A 12800-nucleotide genomic window follows, 5' to 3' on the forward strand; every position below is an offset into this window, starting at 1 on the left:
GACGCCTACGGCAAAATCGCCGCACTCGAACTGGCCGCCCACGACTACCTCGACCAGCCGCTGCGCTTCCAGGGCCAATACTTCGACGCTGAAAGCGGCCTGCACTACAACCGGCATCGCTACTACGACCCGGACACCGGACGCTATCTGACGCCGGACCCGGTGAAGCTGGCGGGCGGGTTGAATCAGTACCGGTACGTACCGAATCCGACGGGTTGGGTGGATCCGTTGGGATTGAACGCCAACTGTCCTCCGCCGGGAAAGACGGGTTGTGCGGTGCCGGATACGGTTGACAGTTCGGTTACAGATAGGGGAGAACCGGCGGCCCCACAGCCAAAAAATCGTCCTTACAACTTTGGCAGTGAAGGAAAGCTAATTGAACACTATGAAAAACACGGAGCGGAGTTCAAGGCTTTGAGTAAAGATGACTACCTGCTTATCGCGCGTGATGTGGTCAATCTGGGCACGCATGTACGTTATGAGTACAAGGAGCACCAGCGATCTGGCTTTTTTATGCTGATGGGAAATAACAAAAAAGGTGAGTCAAAATTTGCTTTTGTTGGGACAAACGACAAGCAGGAAATAACCACCTTGCATACCAAAAGCGGAAAGGATTTCTGGAGAACCATAAACAGAGATGCGAAAAATAAGGAGGTCACCTCTACTCATGACTAAAGAGTACTCGGCGACCTTAATCGAAATTGACAGCCTCGTAGACGAGCTTGTCGTGTTGCTTATCAGCGGCATCAAAGTCAGGTGCTTCACTAGTTATTGCCCGCATCAAATTGAAGTTGGAAAAACGTACAAGGTGGAGCTAGAAATAGTGCTTCCTGATGCAGGATACGCAGAGATTTCAAATGATGAACGGATAGGTATAGATCCAATAGGCGAAGGCTTCTCCTGTGCTATTTACGGATATCTCAACGGAGATAACCTTCAGTCATTCGTTGACTTTCCTGAGCAAGAAATTCATTACGACTATCCAAGCCTGAATGAACGCTACGTGAAAGTCATAGCAGATCGAATCAACGTATCGTTCGTATGAACTAGCGCACTAGCATGGGGTGCTAGGGATCAAGGAATACAGAGCAAAATGCTGATTAACTCTCAGCCTACATCTTCATCTGATGGAACCTGATCCCGCCCCAACGAATCAGTCGGCGAAGGCAACGGATACTCCGGTGTCTCATCTTCAATCAACGGTACGGTAGCATCATCCATCAACGACCCCGGATCCTCATTTCCCGGGTCGTTGAGTTCTTCCGACTCCAGCTCTTCCTTGTCATCAGCTTCAGATTTCATGACACACCTCGATCTCTTCAAAACGGCATATCGTTCGAAAAGCCTAGCCCTCAATCGTTCCAATGCCTTCTGATCAGCCACAAAAAACCCGGCACCAGGCCGGGTTTCCGATAACTCGACATCCCGTCACCGATGCCGATTCTTATGTTTGTGTTTGTGACCACCACCCGAGTGCGACTTGCCGCCATCATCACCCAGATTGTTGCCTACAGCCCCACCTGCTGCGCCGCCGAGGCCTGCTCCGATGGCGGAGCCGGTCGAGCCACCCAGGCTGTTGCCGACCACCGAACCTCCGGCCGCGCCAAGCCCGCCACCAATCGCAGCTTCGGTGCGATTATGTTTATTCGCGCCGACCGCGCCGCCCGCCGCGCCGCCGACCCCGGCACCCACCGCCGCGCCAGTGCTGCCGCCAAGCTGTCCACCCACGACATTGCCGAGTACGCCGCCAAGTCCACCACCGACCGCAGCCGAACCATCGCCGGCGGCCATGGCGCCTTGGGCCATCAGTAATCCAAGAACCAGTGCGGATAATGTCAATCGCATATGAACCTCACAGTTCCCGAAACGGGACAGTACGCCCACCGGGCGCTATGCAGTTTGGAGGCGCAATCACGCAAAACGTTCACCAACGAAAAGGCCCGGCATAAGCCGGGCCTCTTCAGACGCGCAACAAGGATCAGTGACGCTTGTGACCCTTGGACAGATTGCTGCCCACCGCGCCACCGGCTGCGCCGCCCAGGCCAGCACCGATGGTGGCGCCAGTCTTGCCGCCCAGGCTGTTACCGATCACCGAACCACCTGCCGCGCCGACACCGCCGCCGATGGCAGCCTTGGTACGGGCGCCCTTCTTCGCGGCCATCGCACTACCGGCCGCGCCCGCTACACCGGCACCAATCGCCGCACCGGTGCTGCCACCCATTTTCTGGCCAACCACATTACCCAGCGCACCACCCAGGCCACCACCGAGTGCAGCAGTACCATCACCGGCAGCCATCGCACCTTGAGCAACCAGGAGGCCCAGAACCAGAGCAGGCAGAGTTAAACGCATGACGAAAACCTCAACAAATAGGGATGACAAAAAGGGCGCAGATTGAATGCCAGTGCAGCGACAAAGTCCAGACAATATCCGGCGCCACAGCGCAATCGGCGCCGATTTGACAGCGATTATTGAAAAGGTTTTATCCCGGGCAAAAAAAAGCCCGCTGGGGAGACGGGCTGGAGACTTGCTTTCTAACGGATGGCTTCACCCTACGTCGGCCGGTGTGAAAAGTTTGTGAAAAAAAACAGACCCGTCGTCTTCATCCGTAGGAAAAAATCCCGACCTGAGCCCAATAAAAAACCCCGCCTCAGGACGGGGTTCCTCTTGCCACTCAAATCACTTTCTGGAGCGCGTCGTCACCTTGGGCAGAAATTTTGCCTTCGGGCCTTTGGGTGCCGTCGACTTGATCTTGCCGGTCTGAACCGGATCCTCGCCAAACCCCGCCTGATACTCGGTCTGGCCGCAGCGCACGCAGTTGTTGAATGAAAACTCAGCGCCGTCGTCTTCGATATACGGATCAGTCATCTCTTCGCCCCTTTCAAAAGCGGGTCGACACCGGCAAGCCTTTTTGCCTGAAAAAATATCGACCTCCAAGAATTTTCAGACTAGTTGGTCATTCCTGGACTCGTGATTCAGATTGCCGGATGCCCGACGAATGGCCTACGCAAAATAAACGCGATGATGGCGCCGTTGATCGAGCGCGGTTAAAGATTTCCGGCGAATGGCCGTTGCCCTTCTTCCAGCGCAATGAATCTCAAGGAGAGAACATGGAACTCAAAGGATTTCCGAACATGCCCGTTGTAAAGCTCACGGACGAACAAATCGCTGCCGGCAAAGCCGCAGCGGAAAAATTCAAGGAAAAGATCGCTTCAGGTGAAATCACCATCACCTACCCGGACAAACCCGTGCTGCAACCGGGCGTCATCTACCATCCGAGCCAGCCCGCCCAACCGGACCAACCCAGCGATACGCCCCCTCTGGTTGCCATAGACACGCCTTTGACCTACGACTCGAGAGGCACTGTCCTGCTTAAACCGCAAGGCTGATCGACAGTACTGAGCCCACTCACCTGAGCGGGCTCACACGCCTTCAACGCAATTTGACTGCGGTGCCGGTCGCAAACACCACAACCATGCCGCCCTTGCCGGCAGGCATGCTGATCTCGAAATCGACTCCAACGACTGCATCCGCCTGCAACGCGCGGGCTCTTTCCTTGATCTCATCCGTCGCCTGGACCCGCGCTTCCTTCAGCGCCCGCTCCAACGTCTGCGACCGCCCACCGAAAAAGTCGCGCATACCAGCAAACATGTCACGGATCACGTTGACGCCCTGCACCGATTCAGCACTTACAATATCCAGATAAGCCGTAATCTGCCGGCCTTCGATGGCATGAGTGGTCGAGATAATCATGGACGCATTCCTTTATAGAGGCAGAAAAGCCGCGATTGTAAGGCACAAGCCTTTAGCGCGGATCAGTGATACCGATCTGAAAAAATCCTGCCTTAAACGCAAAAACCCCTGATTCTCTCGAAATCAGGGGTTTCTGGTAATCAAATTTGGCGGTGAAGGAGAGATTCGAACTCTCGATACAGTTTCCTGTATACACACTTTCCAGGCGTGCTCCTTAAGCCACTCGGACACTTCACCGTATCTCTTCAAACATGTTCTGTCTGTCGAGGCGCGCTAATGTAGTCGAAAGCTTTTCCGATGGCAAACTTTTTTTCAGAATTTTCATGCGGTTAAAGCAAAAAGGTTTCTCTGAGGCTCGGCCATGGCAAACCGGCCAATCTTCGGTAGGCGCGAGCCTTCACTATAGAAGGGAAAGTGTCAGCCCCGTGGAGCGCTGCGCTGGAGAGGCCGGTAAAGGGTGACTGGTGGGTCAGTCATGGCGCTTTACCTGACCTGCGTCGATGGGTAACGTCTGCTCCATCTTTCTTACAAGGAATAGCGTCATGAGCGAGTTGATTTCCTACCACCTCGAAGACGGTATCGCGACCCTGACTCTGAGCAACGGCAAGGTCAATGCCATTTCCCCGGATGTGATTGCGGCATTCAACTCGGCGCTGGATCAGGCGGTGGCGGATCGTGCCATTGTGATCATCACCGGCCAGCCGGGCATTCTCTCGGGCGGTTATGACTTGAAGGTGATGACTGCCGGCCCTAAAGAAGCCGTGTCCCTGGTAACTGCCGGTTCGACCCTTGCCCGCCGCCTGCTGTCGCACCCGTTCCCGGTGATTGTGGCGTGCCCGGGGCATGCCGTGGCCAAAGGTGCCTTCATTCTGTTGTCCGCTGACTATCGCATCGGTGTCGATGGCCCGTTCAGCATCGGTCTGAATGAAGTGCAGATCGGCATGACCATGCACCATGCCGGCATCGAGCTGGCCCGTGATCGCCTGCGTCGCTCGGCGTTTCACCGTTCGGTAATCAACGGCGAGATGTTCGATCCACAAAGCGCGGTGGATGCAGGCTTCCTCGACAAAGTGGTCGCTGCCGAAGAGCTGCAAGGCGCCGCTCTCGCCATGGCGCGTCAGTTGAAAAAGATCAACATGACCGCCCACAAGAACACCAAGCTGAAAGTGCGCAAAGCACTGCTGGAAACCCTGGACAATGCCATCGTCCAGGATCAGGAGCATCTGGGTTAACCATTGCCCACCTCAGCTAAAGAAAAGCCCGACCCTCGCGTCGGGCTTTTTCTTGCGCGTGTGTGGTTTAAAACTCCGCAACAGCTCTAGGCTGCGTCTGACCATCCAGTCGGAAACATGTGCTTAAACATCGGCCATCTCCCGGCTCTATAGTGCCAATTGCCGAAAACAGTGCACATCCGTACACTGCGCCACCTTTTGTCCCGGTGGGCCTGAAAAAATGCTGTTCGTGTTTCGTATGTTGTTGATGGGCCTGCACTTTATTCTGGCTGGCGTGCTGGGCGTGATCCTCGGAATCTGCCGCCCCTTCAATCCGGACAACAGCCGACTGTGCGCGCGTCTGTATGCGTTGCCGGCCATGTGCATCCTGCGTTTGCGCGTGAAAGCCGATGTCGGTCCGCTGATGAACAAGCCCGATAGCTGCGTGATCATCGCCAACCATCAGTCCAACTACGATCTGTTCGTGTTCGGCAACGTCGTGCCCCGCCGTACCGTGTGCATCGGCAAGAAGAGCCTGAAGTGGGTGCCGTTGTTCGGCCAGTTGTTCTGGCTGGCCGGCAATGTGTTGATCGATCGTGGGAACGCACACAAGGCGCGCCAGTCGATGCTCACCACCACGCAGACCTTGCAACACGAAGACACCTCGATCTGGGTGTTCCCGGAAGGCACACGCAACCTTGGCGAAGAACTGCTGCCGTTCAAGAAAGGAGCGTTCCAGATGGCCATCGCCGCTGGTGTGCCGATCGTACCGGTGTGTGTCAGCAGCTACATCAAGCACATGCGTCTGAACCGCTGGCGCAGCGGGAAAATTCTCATACGTTCGCTGCCGGCGATTCCTACCGCCGGATTGACCATGGACGACATGCCCATGCTCATCACTCAATGCCGCGAGCAGATGCGCGAATGCATCGCCGCGATGGATCAGCAGCTACAGGCTGCATGAAAATCAAACCCGCCTTGTGCGGGTTTTCTTTTACCGGGTGAACTGCGCAGATTTCACTGACTCTCAAGCAGCGACACGGCTAAGCTGAAGCCTTGTATCCCCTGCCATCTGCCAAGAAGAAGTGAATCACCACCATGGGTCGAGTTGTTGCTGCTGCGGTTTACAGCGCCGGTAAAAAGGTCACCAATATTTCCCTCGACGAAGGCGCCGCCTGGGCCGCCAAGACCGGCCATTTCGTCTGGATCGGCCTGGAAGAGCCGAATGCCCAGGAACTGAACAACCTGCAACGTCAGTTCAACCTGCATGAACTGGCGATTGAGGACGCCCTGGAAAAACACAGTCGCCCGAAGCTGGAAACCTTCGGCGACGCCTTGTTCATCGTCACTTACTCACCCGTGCGCGAGCACGGCGTCCTGCAGTTTATCGAAACCCATATTTTCGCCGGCAAGGGCTACATCATCACCGCGCGCAACGGGCACTCGGCGTCCTACGCCCATGTCCGTCAACGCTGTGAGGCGCGTCCGCTGTTGCTGGAACACGGGGAAGACTTCGTACTGTATGCCCTGCTGGATTTCGTGATCGAAAACTACCAACCGGTGGGCGAAGCGATTCATGCCGAAATCGATGAACTGGAACGCAACGTATTGTGCAGCGCCCTGAATGAACATGACATTCAGAAACTGCACGGTCTGCGCCGGGACGTTGTGCGCCTGCGCCGGTACGCGGCACCGATGGTGGAAATCGGCGAGGAGCTGCAAAAACTCAACTTCCCCTTCATCGACAAGAACATGCGTCCGTACTTTCGCGATGTGCAGATCCACGTGACGCGGCAGATGGAAGACCTGACGACGCTGGCGGAAATCGCCAGCCAGACCATCGAAGTCGGTGTATTGCTGGAGGCGTCACGCCAAAGCGTGGTGCAACGCAAGTTTGCTGCGTGGGCGGCGATTCTGGCGTTTCCCACGGCGGTGGCGGGGATCTACGGGATGAACTTCCAGAACATGCCGGAACTGAGCTGGCACTACGGCTATTTTGCCGTGCTGGGATTTATCGCGGTGGGCTGTACGGGGTTGTGGGCGAGTTTCAAGAAATCGGGGTGGTTGTAGTTCCACGCCGAGACGTCCGCAGAAGTCGCGAGCAGGCCAATCCTCCAGGGAAATCAGCCTGCTCGCAAAGCGTCAAACCGTTTCCGGCTTGTGCGCCACAAACCGCATCATCCATTCCGCGACGGTCGCGCCATGGTGCTCTTGCTCCAGGCTGGCCACGCCTTTGCTGTAGATCTGTGCGCCCAACGCTTCCTGACGCAAGTCCAGCAGCGCCCGCGAGTAATCGTGGATGAACTCTGGATGCCCCTGGAAGCACAGCACCTGGTCGTTGATGTGGTACGCCGCAAACGGGCAGAAATCGCTGGAGGCAATCACCGTGGCGTTTTCCGGCAGCGCAGTGACCTGATCCTGGTGACTGATGAGCAACGTCAGTTCTTCCCGCACCGGACTCATCCACGGCGCCTTCGCCGCGAGCTTGTAATTGTGGGTGCCGACGCCCCAGCCCTGGGTCGCACGCTCGCTCTTGCCGCCCAGCAGCAGCGCCAGCAACTGATGGCCGAAGCACACGCCCAGCAGTTTGTCGCCACGCTCATAGCGGGTCAGCAGGTATTGCTTGAGAGTCTGGATCCACGGATCGGTGCCGAACGAGTCGGCCTTGCTGCCGGTGATCAGATACGCATCGAAAGTCAGGTCATCGCTCGGGTATTCACCCTGCATCACGTTGTACACCGTGAACTCGGCGGCGATCGGCTGTTGCGAGAACAGGCGCTGGAACATCTGCCCGTAACCCTGATATTGATCGACCAGTTCCGGACGCAGGATGTCGGTTTCCAGAATGCAGATGCGTAGCGACATAAAAAATACCTGACACATGATGGGAATAATGAACACCCCAGAGCCTGCCTCGAAATACCCCGGCAAGGCAAGCCCCGAGATGCTCCCCGACCCGTTAGAACAACTCGCCCTTCGCAGCCTTTTCCAGCAACAGGGCCGGCGGTGTGAATCGTTCGCCGTACTGCTCGGCCAGGTACTGGGCACGGGCGACAAAATCCTTCACCCCGTACTGATTGATGAATTGCAGCGCGCCGCCGGTCCAGGCCGCGAACCCGATGCCGAAGATCGAACCGACGTTGGCATCCGCCGTCGACGTCAGCACGCCCTCCTCCACGCACCGCACGGTTTCAATGGCCTGCACGAACAGCAATCGATCCCGCACATCCTTGGGCGAAATCTGCCCGTCAGCCTTCTCGAAACGGCTTTTCAACTCCGGCCACAGGTGTTTCTGCCCTCCCGCCGGGTAATCGTAGAAACCGCCGCCCGCCGCCTTGCCCGGACGCTTGAATTCGTTGAGCAGCAAGTCAATCACGGCAAATGCCGGGTGATCTATCAGCGGTTTCCCTTCCGCTTGCAGGTCTTTGGCCGTTTGCTGACGGATATGGCTCATCAGGCTGAGGGAAACTTCGTCAGAGATCGCCAGTGGTCCGATGGGCATCCCGGCCTTGCGCGCTTCGGTTTCGATCATTGGCGCACTGATGCCCTCGCCGAGCATGGCGATGCCTTCATTGGTGAAGGTGCCGAACACCCGCGAGGTAAAGAAGCCGCGACTGTCGTTGACGACAATCGGGGTCTTCTTGATTTGCAGGACGAAATCAAAGCCACGGGCCAGGGTTTCGTCGCTGGTCTGCGCGCCTTTGATGATCTCCACCAGCGGCATTTTTTCCACCGGACTGAAGAAATGCAGGCCGATGAATTTGCTCGGATCCGGCACGGCGGTGGCCAGTCCGGTGATCGGCAACGTCGAGGTATTGGAGGCAATCACCGCATCGGCGCCGACGACTTGCCGGGCCGCCGCCGAGACTTTGGCCTTGAGTTCGCGGTCTTCGAACACCGCTTCGATAATCAGGTCGCAACCCGCCAGATCGGCATCACTTTCACTTGCGTGGATTCGCGCCAGCACCGCATCCCGCTGTTGCGGGGATAACTGGCCGCGAGCGACTTTCTTGTCGAGCAACGCCGCCGAGTGCGCCTTGCCCTTCTCGGCCGCCGCGAGGTTGATGTCCTTGAGCACCACGTCGATCCCGGCCGAGGCGCTGACATAAGCGATGCCGGCGCCCATCATCCCGGCTCCGAGCACGCCCACCCGCCGCGTCACATAAGGGGCAAAACCTTGCGGCCGCGATCCGCCGGCATTGATCTCGTTGAGCTGGAACCAGAAAGTGCCGATCATGTTTTTCGAGACTTGACCGGTGGTCAGTTCAGTGAAATAGCGGGTTTCGATCAGGTGCGCGGTGTCGAAATCCACCTGCGCCCCTTCCACCGCCGCGCAGAGGATTTTCTCCGGCGCAGGCAGAGTGCCCTGAGTCTTGCTGCGCAGGATCGACGGGGCAATCGCCAGCATCTGCGCGACTTTTGGATGGGACGGCGTACCACCGGGAATCTGATAGCCCTTCACGTCCCAACGCTGCACGGCGCCGGAATTGGCGAGAATCCAGGCTCGCGCCTTCGCCAGCAACTCGTCACGATCCACTGCCAGTTCATCGATCAAACCGGCCTGCAACGCCTGTTGCGGGCGGACTTTCTTGCCTTCGAGCAAGTACGGCAAGGCCTTTTCAATACCCAGCATGCGCACCATGCGCACCACTCCGCCGCCGCCCGGCAGCAGGCCGAGGGTCACTTCCGGCAAGCCAAGTTGCACCGAGGCATCGTCCAGCGCCACGCGATGGTGGCAGGCCAGGCAGATTTCCCAACCACCGCCGAGCGCCGCGCCATTGATCGCGGCGACCACCGGTTTGCCGAGGGTTTCCAGGGTGCGCAATTGACCCTTGAGGATCAGTACCCTGTCGTAGAAGGCTTTGGCTTCGGGTTTGCCGACCTTGATCAGCTCATTGAGGTCACCGCCGGCAAAGAAGGTTTTTTTCGCCGAGGTAATGATGACGCCGGCAATCGCCTCCTTGTCCGCCTGCAAACGTGCGACGCAGGCGGCCATGGCTTCGCGGTACACCGCGTTCATGGTGTTGGCGCTCTGGCCCGGCATGTCGATGGTCAGAAGGACGATGCCGTCCTGGCCTTTTTCGTAACGAATGGCTTGGGTCATGTCAGTTTTCCTTAAAGTCCGCTGCTCAGAGGCGTTCGATGATGGTGGCGATGCCCATGCCGCCGCCGACACACAACGTCGCCAGTCCATAGCGCAGACGGCGGGCTTCCAGTTCATCGAGCAAGGTGCCGAGGATTGCGCAGCCAGTGGCGCCCAGCGGATGGCCCATGGCGATCGAGCCGCCGTTGACGTTGACCTTCCCCGGATCGACAGCCATGTCCTTGATGAATTTGAGAACCACCGAAGCAAACGCTTCGTTGACCTCGAAGAGGTCGATGTCCTCGACCCGCAGCCCGGCCTTCGCCAACGCCTTGCGCGTGGCCGGCGCCGGGCCGGTGAGCATGATGGTCGGGTCGGTGCTGGTGACCGCCGTGGCGACGATCCGCGCCCGGGGTTGCAGGCCGAGCGCGCGGCCCTTGGCCTCGGAGCCGATCAGCATGAGCGCCGCACCGTCGACGATGCCGGAGCTGTTGCCCGGTGTGTGGACATGGTTGATCCGTTCGACGTGGCTGTAGACCCGCAGCGCCGTGGCATCGAAACCCATCTGGCCGATCATTTCGAAACTCGGCTTGAGTTTGCCCAGGCCTTCCAGGGTCGATTCGGCGCGGATGAACTCATCGTGATCGAGCAGGATAATGCCGTTCTGGTCCTGCACCGGCACCAGCGATTTGTTGAACGAACCGTCGGCCCGGGCCCGCGCGGCTTTCTGTTGCGAGTGCAGCGCGTAGGCATCGACGTCCTCGCGGCTGAAGCCTTCAAGCGTGGCAATCAGGTCGGCGCCCACGCCTTGCGGGGTGAAATGGCTGTGCAGGTTGGTTTGCGGATCCAGCGCCCAGGCTCCGCCGTCGCTGCCCATCGGCACCCGCGACATGGACTCGACACCACCGACCACCACCAGGTCTTCGAAACCGGAGCGCACTTTCATCGCGCCGAGGTTCACCGCTTCCAGCCCCGAGGCGCAGAAGCGGTTGATCTGCACGCCGGCCACGCTGACATCCCAATCGGCGACCTGCACGGCGGTCTTGGCGATGTCCGAGCCTTGGTCGCCAATCGGCGTGACGCAGCCGAGCACCACGTCATCGACCTGGCTGGTGTCGAGCGACGTGCGCGCGTGCAGGGCAGTCAGCAGACCGGCCACCAGATTGACCGGTTTGACGCTGTGCAGCGCGCCGTCGGCCTTGCCTTTGCCACGAGGGGTGCGTAACGCGTCGAAAATCAAAGCTTGGGTCATGACGTCCTCGAACCTGTGCGGTGCGTTATTTTCGTACTCTCACTGTTAGCCCGGGCGGTCGTGGATTCAATGACCGCAGTGCTCAATGAGGTTGACGGCGACGCTCAGACGGACGGTCATCGGCAGGCTGATTAACCGGTTCAGGTCAGCGAGCTGTCTAGCAAAAGGGCGGCAAAGAAGCTGGCAATGGGCCTCATGCCTTTTTAATCGCAAATCACTACAGACACATATGAAATGGATCTAAGCCAAGTGTGACGCCGGCCCTAATGTGAAGGGGTACGTCGTTGTCGTCGGGTTTTGCCGAGGCTCACGTTCGCTACAGGAAGTGCATCGCTTGCCATCATGGATATGCCGGCAGGCCTCAGGAAATAACAAAAAAGGCGGTCAAGCCATGTTCAAAAAACCGAAGTTCCGTCAAGCAGGACTCATTCTTTTCGCCACGACGCTGTTGTTGATCTTGCCGAACCTGACCAAGGTGCTGGGCTGATCAAGCGGCAGGTATCTCTCATGCCACACACTCCATAACTGGCCCGCTACCCGGGCCAGCGTGGCTGTGCCAAGCTCTGCGCATTTCCACGACATGGATGGCGATCCGTTGAAAGCACTCATATTGTCCGGGGCCTTGTTATTGGGCATGCCCGTGTACGCCGCACAACTGAATCTCGAGCTGGGCGCGGACAGCCGCACCTGGCAGACCGAGGAATTGCTCAAGCATCCTCAGGTACAAACCCTGACCATCAAGAACGATGTCTCCTACAAGAAGGACATGACCTATCGCGCCGTGCCCATGGCGGCGCTGCTGACCGGCATCAAACCGGCCGATCACCTGCAAGCGGTGGCCCTGGACGGTTTTGCCGCTGAACTGGCGGCCGCGCCCTTGCTCAATACAAAGGGCGCCAAGGCCTGGCTGGCGATCGAAGATCCGGCGCAACCCTGGCCGCCGCTATCGGAGGGCAAGCACAGCGCCGGGCCGTTCTATCTGGTGTGGACCGATCCGCAGGCCGGCAACATCAGCCCGGAGCAGTGGCCGTTCGAGGTCGCCAGCATCAAGCGCATGGCCCCGGTGGCCGAACGCTTCCCTGCCCTGCTGCCGGATCCCGCGCTCAAGGCCGATGATCCGGTGAATCAGGGGTTTGCGCTGTTCCAGAAGAATTGTCTGGCGTGCCATCGGCTAAATGGCGCGGGCGATGCGCAGTTCGGGCCGGACCTGAACATCCCCTACAACCCGACCGAGTACTTCGGCGGGGATTTCCTCAAGCGCTATATCCGCGATCCACAGAGTTTGCGCCAATGGCCGCAGGCGAAGATGCCGGGGTTTTCGGCGCAGGTATTGCCGGATGGGGATTTGCAGATGCTGGTGGAGTATTTGAAGCATATGGCGGGGCGCAAGGTTAAGCCTTGATTGCGGGGGTGTGCTTGCCGGTCTCTTCGCGGGCAAGCCCGGCTCCCACATTGACTGGGTATTAACAGTTCCAATGTGGGAGCGGGCCTGCTCGCGAAGCG

15 protein-coding genes and 1 tRNA gene are annotated in these 12800 nt (G+C 58.3%); 7 read left to right on the forward strand and 9 right to left on the reverse strand.

The features are described from left to right. On the forward strand, nucleotides 1-675 hold a 675-nt coding region (locus tag N8H74_RS27955), incomplete at its 5' end, for an RHS repeat-associated core domain-containing protein (RefSeq protein WP_262151882.1). Continuing rightward, a complete protein-coding gene (locus N8H74_RS27960) occupies nucleotides 668-1045 on the forward strand; it encodes a hypothetical protein (RefSeq protein WP_262151884.1) in 378 nt (125 codons plus the stop codon). The genes N8H74_RS27955 and N8H74_RS27960, both read left to right, overlap by 8 nt. 62 nt (nucleotides 1046-1107) lie before the next feature. Here the strand turns inward: N8H74_RS27960 and N8H74_RS27965 are convergent, their stop codons facing one another. The 4 genes from N8H74_RS27965 to N8H74_RS27980 form a co-directional block, all read right to left on the reverse strand. After that, the gene (locus tag N8H74_RS27965) at nucleotides 1108-1302 is read right to left on the reverse strand and encodes a hypothetical protein (RefSeq protein WP_262151886.1); all 195 of its coding nucleotides are present in this window, start codon (nucleotides 1300-1302) and stop codon (nucleotides 1108-1110) included. 126 nt (nucleotides 1303-1428) lie between these two features. Beyond that, nucleotides 1429-1845 (reverse strand): YMGG-like glycine zipper-containing protein, encoded by a 417-nt coding sequence (locus N8H74_RS27970; protein ID WP_217834602.1) that lies wholly within the window; start codon nucleotides 1843-1845, stop codon nucleotides 1429-1431. A gap of 133 nt (nucleotides 1846-1978) precedes the next feature. Further along, nucleotides 1979-2350 (reverse strand): bacteriocin, encoded by a 372-nt coding sequence (locus tag N8H74_RS27975; RefSeq protein ID WP_262151888.1) that lies wholly within the window; start codon nucleotides 2348-2350, stop codon nucleotides 1979-1981. A gap of 327 nt (nucleotides 2351-2677) precedes the next feature. Continuing rightward, on the reverse strand, nucleotides 2678-2866 hold the full coding sequence (locus N8H74_RS27980) for a hypothetical protein (RefSeq protein WP_039769953.1): 189 nt from the start codon (nucleotides 2864-2866) through the stop codon (nucleotides 2678-2680). Between the two features lie 119 nt (nucleotides 2867-2985). Between N8H74_RS27980 and N8H74_RS27985 the strand changes: the two genes are divergently transcribed. Continuing rightward, complete coding sequence (locus N8H74_RS27985; protein ID WP_262151892.1) at nucleotides 2986-3387, forward strand: hypothetical protein; 402 nt, start codon at nucleotides 2986-2988, stop codon at nucleotides 3385-3387. A gap of 43 nt (nucleotides 3388-3430) precedes the next feature. Here N8H74_RS27985 and N8H74_RS27990 read toward each other — a convergent pair whose 3' ends face one another. Both N8H74_RS27990 and N8H74_RS27995 read right to left on the reverse strand, forming a co-directional pair. After that, on the reverse strand, nucleotides 3431-3751 hold the full coding sequence (locus N8H74_RS27990; protein WP_262151894.1) for a YbjQ family protein: 321 nt from the start codon (nucleotides 3749-3751) through the stop codon (nucleotides 3431-3433). A 147-nt stretch (nucleotides 3752-3898) separates the two neighbouring features. Continuing rightward, nucleotides 3899-3988 (reverse strand) — tRNA-Ser (locus N8H74_RS27995). Between the two features lie 305 nt (nucleotides 3989-4293). Between N8H74_RS27995 and N8H74_RS28000 the strand changes: the two genes are divergently transcribed. From N8H74_RS28000 to N8H74_RS28010, 3 genes are all read left to right on the forward strand, one after another. Continuing rightward, nucleotides 4294-4983 carry a crotonase/enoyl-CoA hydratase family protein gene (locus N8H74_RS28000; RefSeq protein WP_262151896.1) on the forward strand — a complete coding sequence of 230 codons (690 nt, stop codon included), beginning with the start codon at nucleotides 4294-4296 and terminating at the stop codon, nucleotides 4981-4983. Between the two features lie 220 nt (nucleotides 4984-5203). Next, nucleotides 5204-5926, forward strand: a complete 723-nt coding sequence (locus tag N8H74_RS28005; protein ID WP_262151898.1) for a 1-acylglycerol-3-phosphate O-acyltransferase — start codon at nucleotides 5204-5206, stop codon at nucleotides 5924-5926. 134 nt (nucleotides 5927-6060) lie between these two features. Next, nucleotides 6061-7032 carry a magnesium and cobalt transport protein CorA gene (locus N8H74_RS28010; RefSeq protein WP_217834607.1) on the forward strand — a complete coding sequence of 324 codons (972 nt, stop codon included), beginning with the start codon at nucleotides 6061-6063 and terminating at the stop codon, nucleotides 7030-7032. 72 nt (nucleotides 7033-7104) lie between these two features. Here the strand turns inward: N8H74_RS28010 and N8H74_RS28015 are convergent, their stop codons facing one another. The 3 genes from N8H74_RS28015 to N8H74_RS28025 all read right to left on the reverse strand — a co-directional run bounded on the left by N8H74_RS28015 (nucleotide 7105) and on the right by N8H74_RS28025 (nucleotide 11297). Continuing rightward, the gene (locus tag N8H74_RS28015) at nucleotides 7105-7827 is read right to left on the reverse strand and encodes an amidotransferase (protein ID WP_217834608.1); all 723 of its coding nucleotides are present in this window, start codon (nucleotides 7825-7827) and stop codon (nucleotides 7105-7107) included. A 94-nt stretch (nucleotides 7828-7921) separates the two neighbouring features. Beyond that, complete coding sequence (locus tag N8H74_RS28020) at nucleotides 7922-10066, reverse strand: 3-hydroxyacyl-CoA dehydrogenase NAD-binding domain-containing protein (RefSeq protein WP_262151901.1); 2145 nt, start codon at nucleotides 10064-10066, stop codon at nucleotides 7922-7924. A 25-nt stretch (nucleotides 10067-10091) separates the two neighbouring features. Beyond that, nucleotides 10092-11297, reverse strand: a complete 1206-nt coding sequence (locus N8H74_RS28025) for an acetyl-CoA C-acetyltransferase (RefSeq protein ID WP_262151903.1) — start codon at nucleotides 11295-11297, stop codon at nucleotides 10092-10094. Nucleotides 11298-11877: 580 nt separating this feature from the next. Between N8H74_RS28025 and N8H74_RS28030 the strand changes: the two genes are divergently transcribed. Further along, a complete protein-coding gene (locus tag N8H74_RS28030; RefSeq protein WP_262151962.1) occupies nucleotides 11878-12699 on the forward strand; it encodes a cytochrome c in 822 nt (273 codons plus the stop codon). Nucleotides 12700-12800 lie beyond the last annotated feature (101 nt).

This window comes from Pseudomonas sp. B2M1-30, assembly GCF_025447575.1.
GTDB lineage: Bacteria > Pseudomonadota > Gammaproteobacteria > Pseudomonadales > Pseudomonadaceae > Aquipseudomonas > Aquipseudomonas botevensis.

Coding starts and splice junctions, on each gene's coding strand:
- N8H74_RS28025 (WP_262151903.1), bottom strand. CDS start 11,297: ATGACCCAAGCTTTGATTTTCGACGCGTTACGCACCCCTCGTGGCAAA.
- N8H74_RS27990 (WP_262151894.1), bottom strand. CDS start 3,751: ATGATTATCTCGACCACTCATGCCATCGAAGGCCGGCAGATTACGGCT.
- N8H74_RS27980 (WP_039769953.1), bottom strand. CDS start 2,866: ATGACTGATCCGTATATCGAAGACGACGGCGCTGAGTTTTCATTCAAC.
- N8H74_RS27965 (WP_262151886.1), bottom strand. CDS start 1,302: ATGAAATCTGAAGCTGATGACAAGGAAGAGCTGGAGTCGGAAGAACTC.
- N8H74_RS28010 (WP_217834607.1), top strand. CDS start 6,061: ATGGGTCGAGTTGTTGCTGCTGCGGTTTACAGCGCCGGTAAAAAGGTC.
- N8H74_RS27975 (WP_262151888.1), bottom strand. CDS start 2,350: ATGCGTTTAACTCTGCCTGCTCTGGTTCTGGGCCTCCTGGTTGCTCAA.
- N8H74_RS28020 (WP_262151901.1), bottom strand. CDS start 10,066: ATGACCCAAGCCATTCGTTACGAAAAAGGCCAGGACGGCATCGTCCTT.
- N8H74_RS28000 (WP_262151896.1), top strand. CDS start 4,294: ATGAGCGAGTTGATTTCCTACCACCTCGAAGACGGTATCGCGACCCTG.
- N8H74_RS28015 (WP_217834608.1), bottom strand. CDS start 7,827: ATGTCGCTACGCATCTGCATTCTGGAAACCGACATCCTGCGTCCGGAA.
- N8H74_RS27970 (WP_217834602.1), bottom strand. CDS start 1,845: ATGCGATTGACATTATCCGCACTGGTTCTTGGATTACTGATGGCCCAA.
- N8H74_RS27960 (WP_262151884.1), top strand. CDS start 668: ATGACTAAAGAGTACTCGGCGACCTTAATCGAAATTGACAGCCTCGTA.
- N8H74_RS28005 (WP_262151898.1), top strand. CDS start 5,204: ATGCTGTTCGTGTTTCGTATGTTGTTGATGGGCCTGCACTTTATTCTG.
- N8H74_RS27985 (WP_262151892.1), top strand. CDS start 2,986: ATGCCCGACGAATGGCCTACGCAAAATAAACGCGATGATGGCGCCGTT.
- N8H74_RS28030 (WP_262151962.1), top strand. CDS start 11,878: ATGGATGGCGATCCGTTGAAAGCACTCATATTGTCCGGGGCCTTGTTA.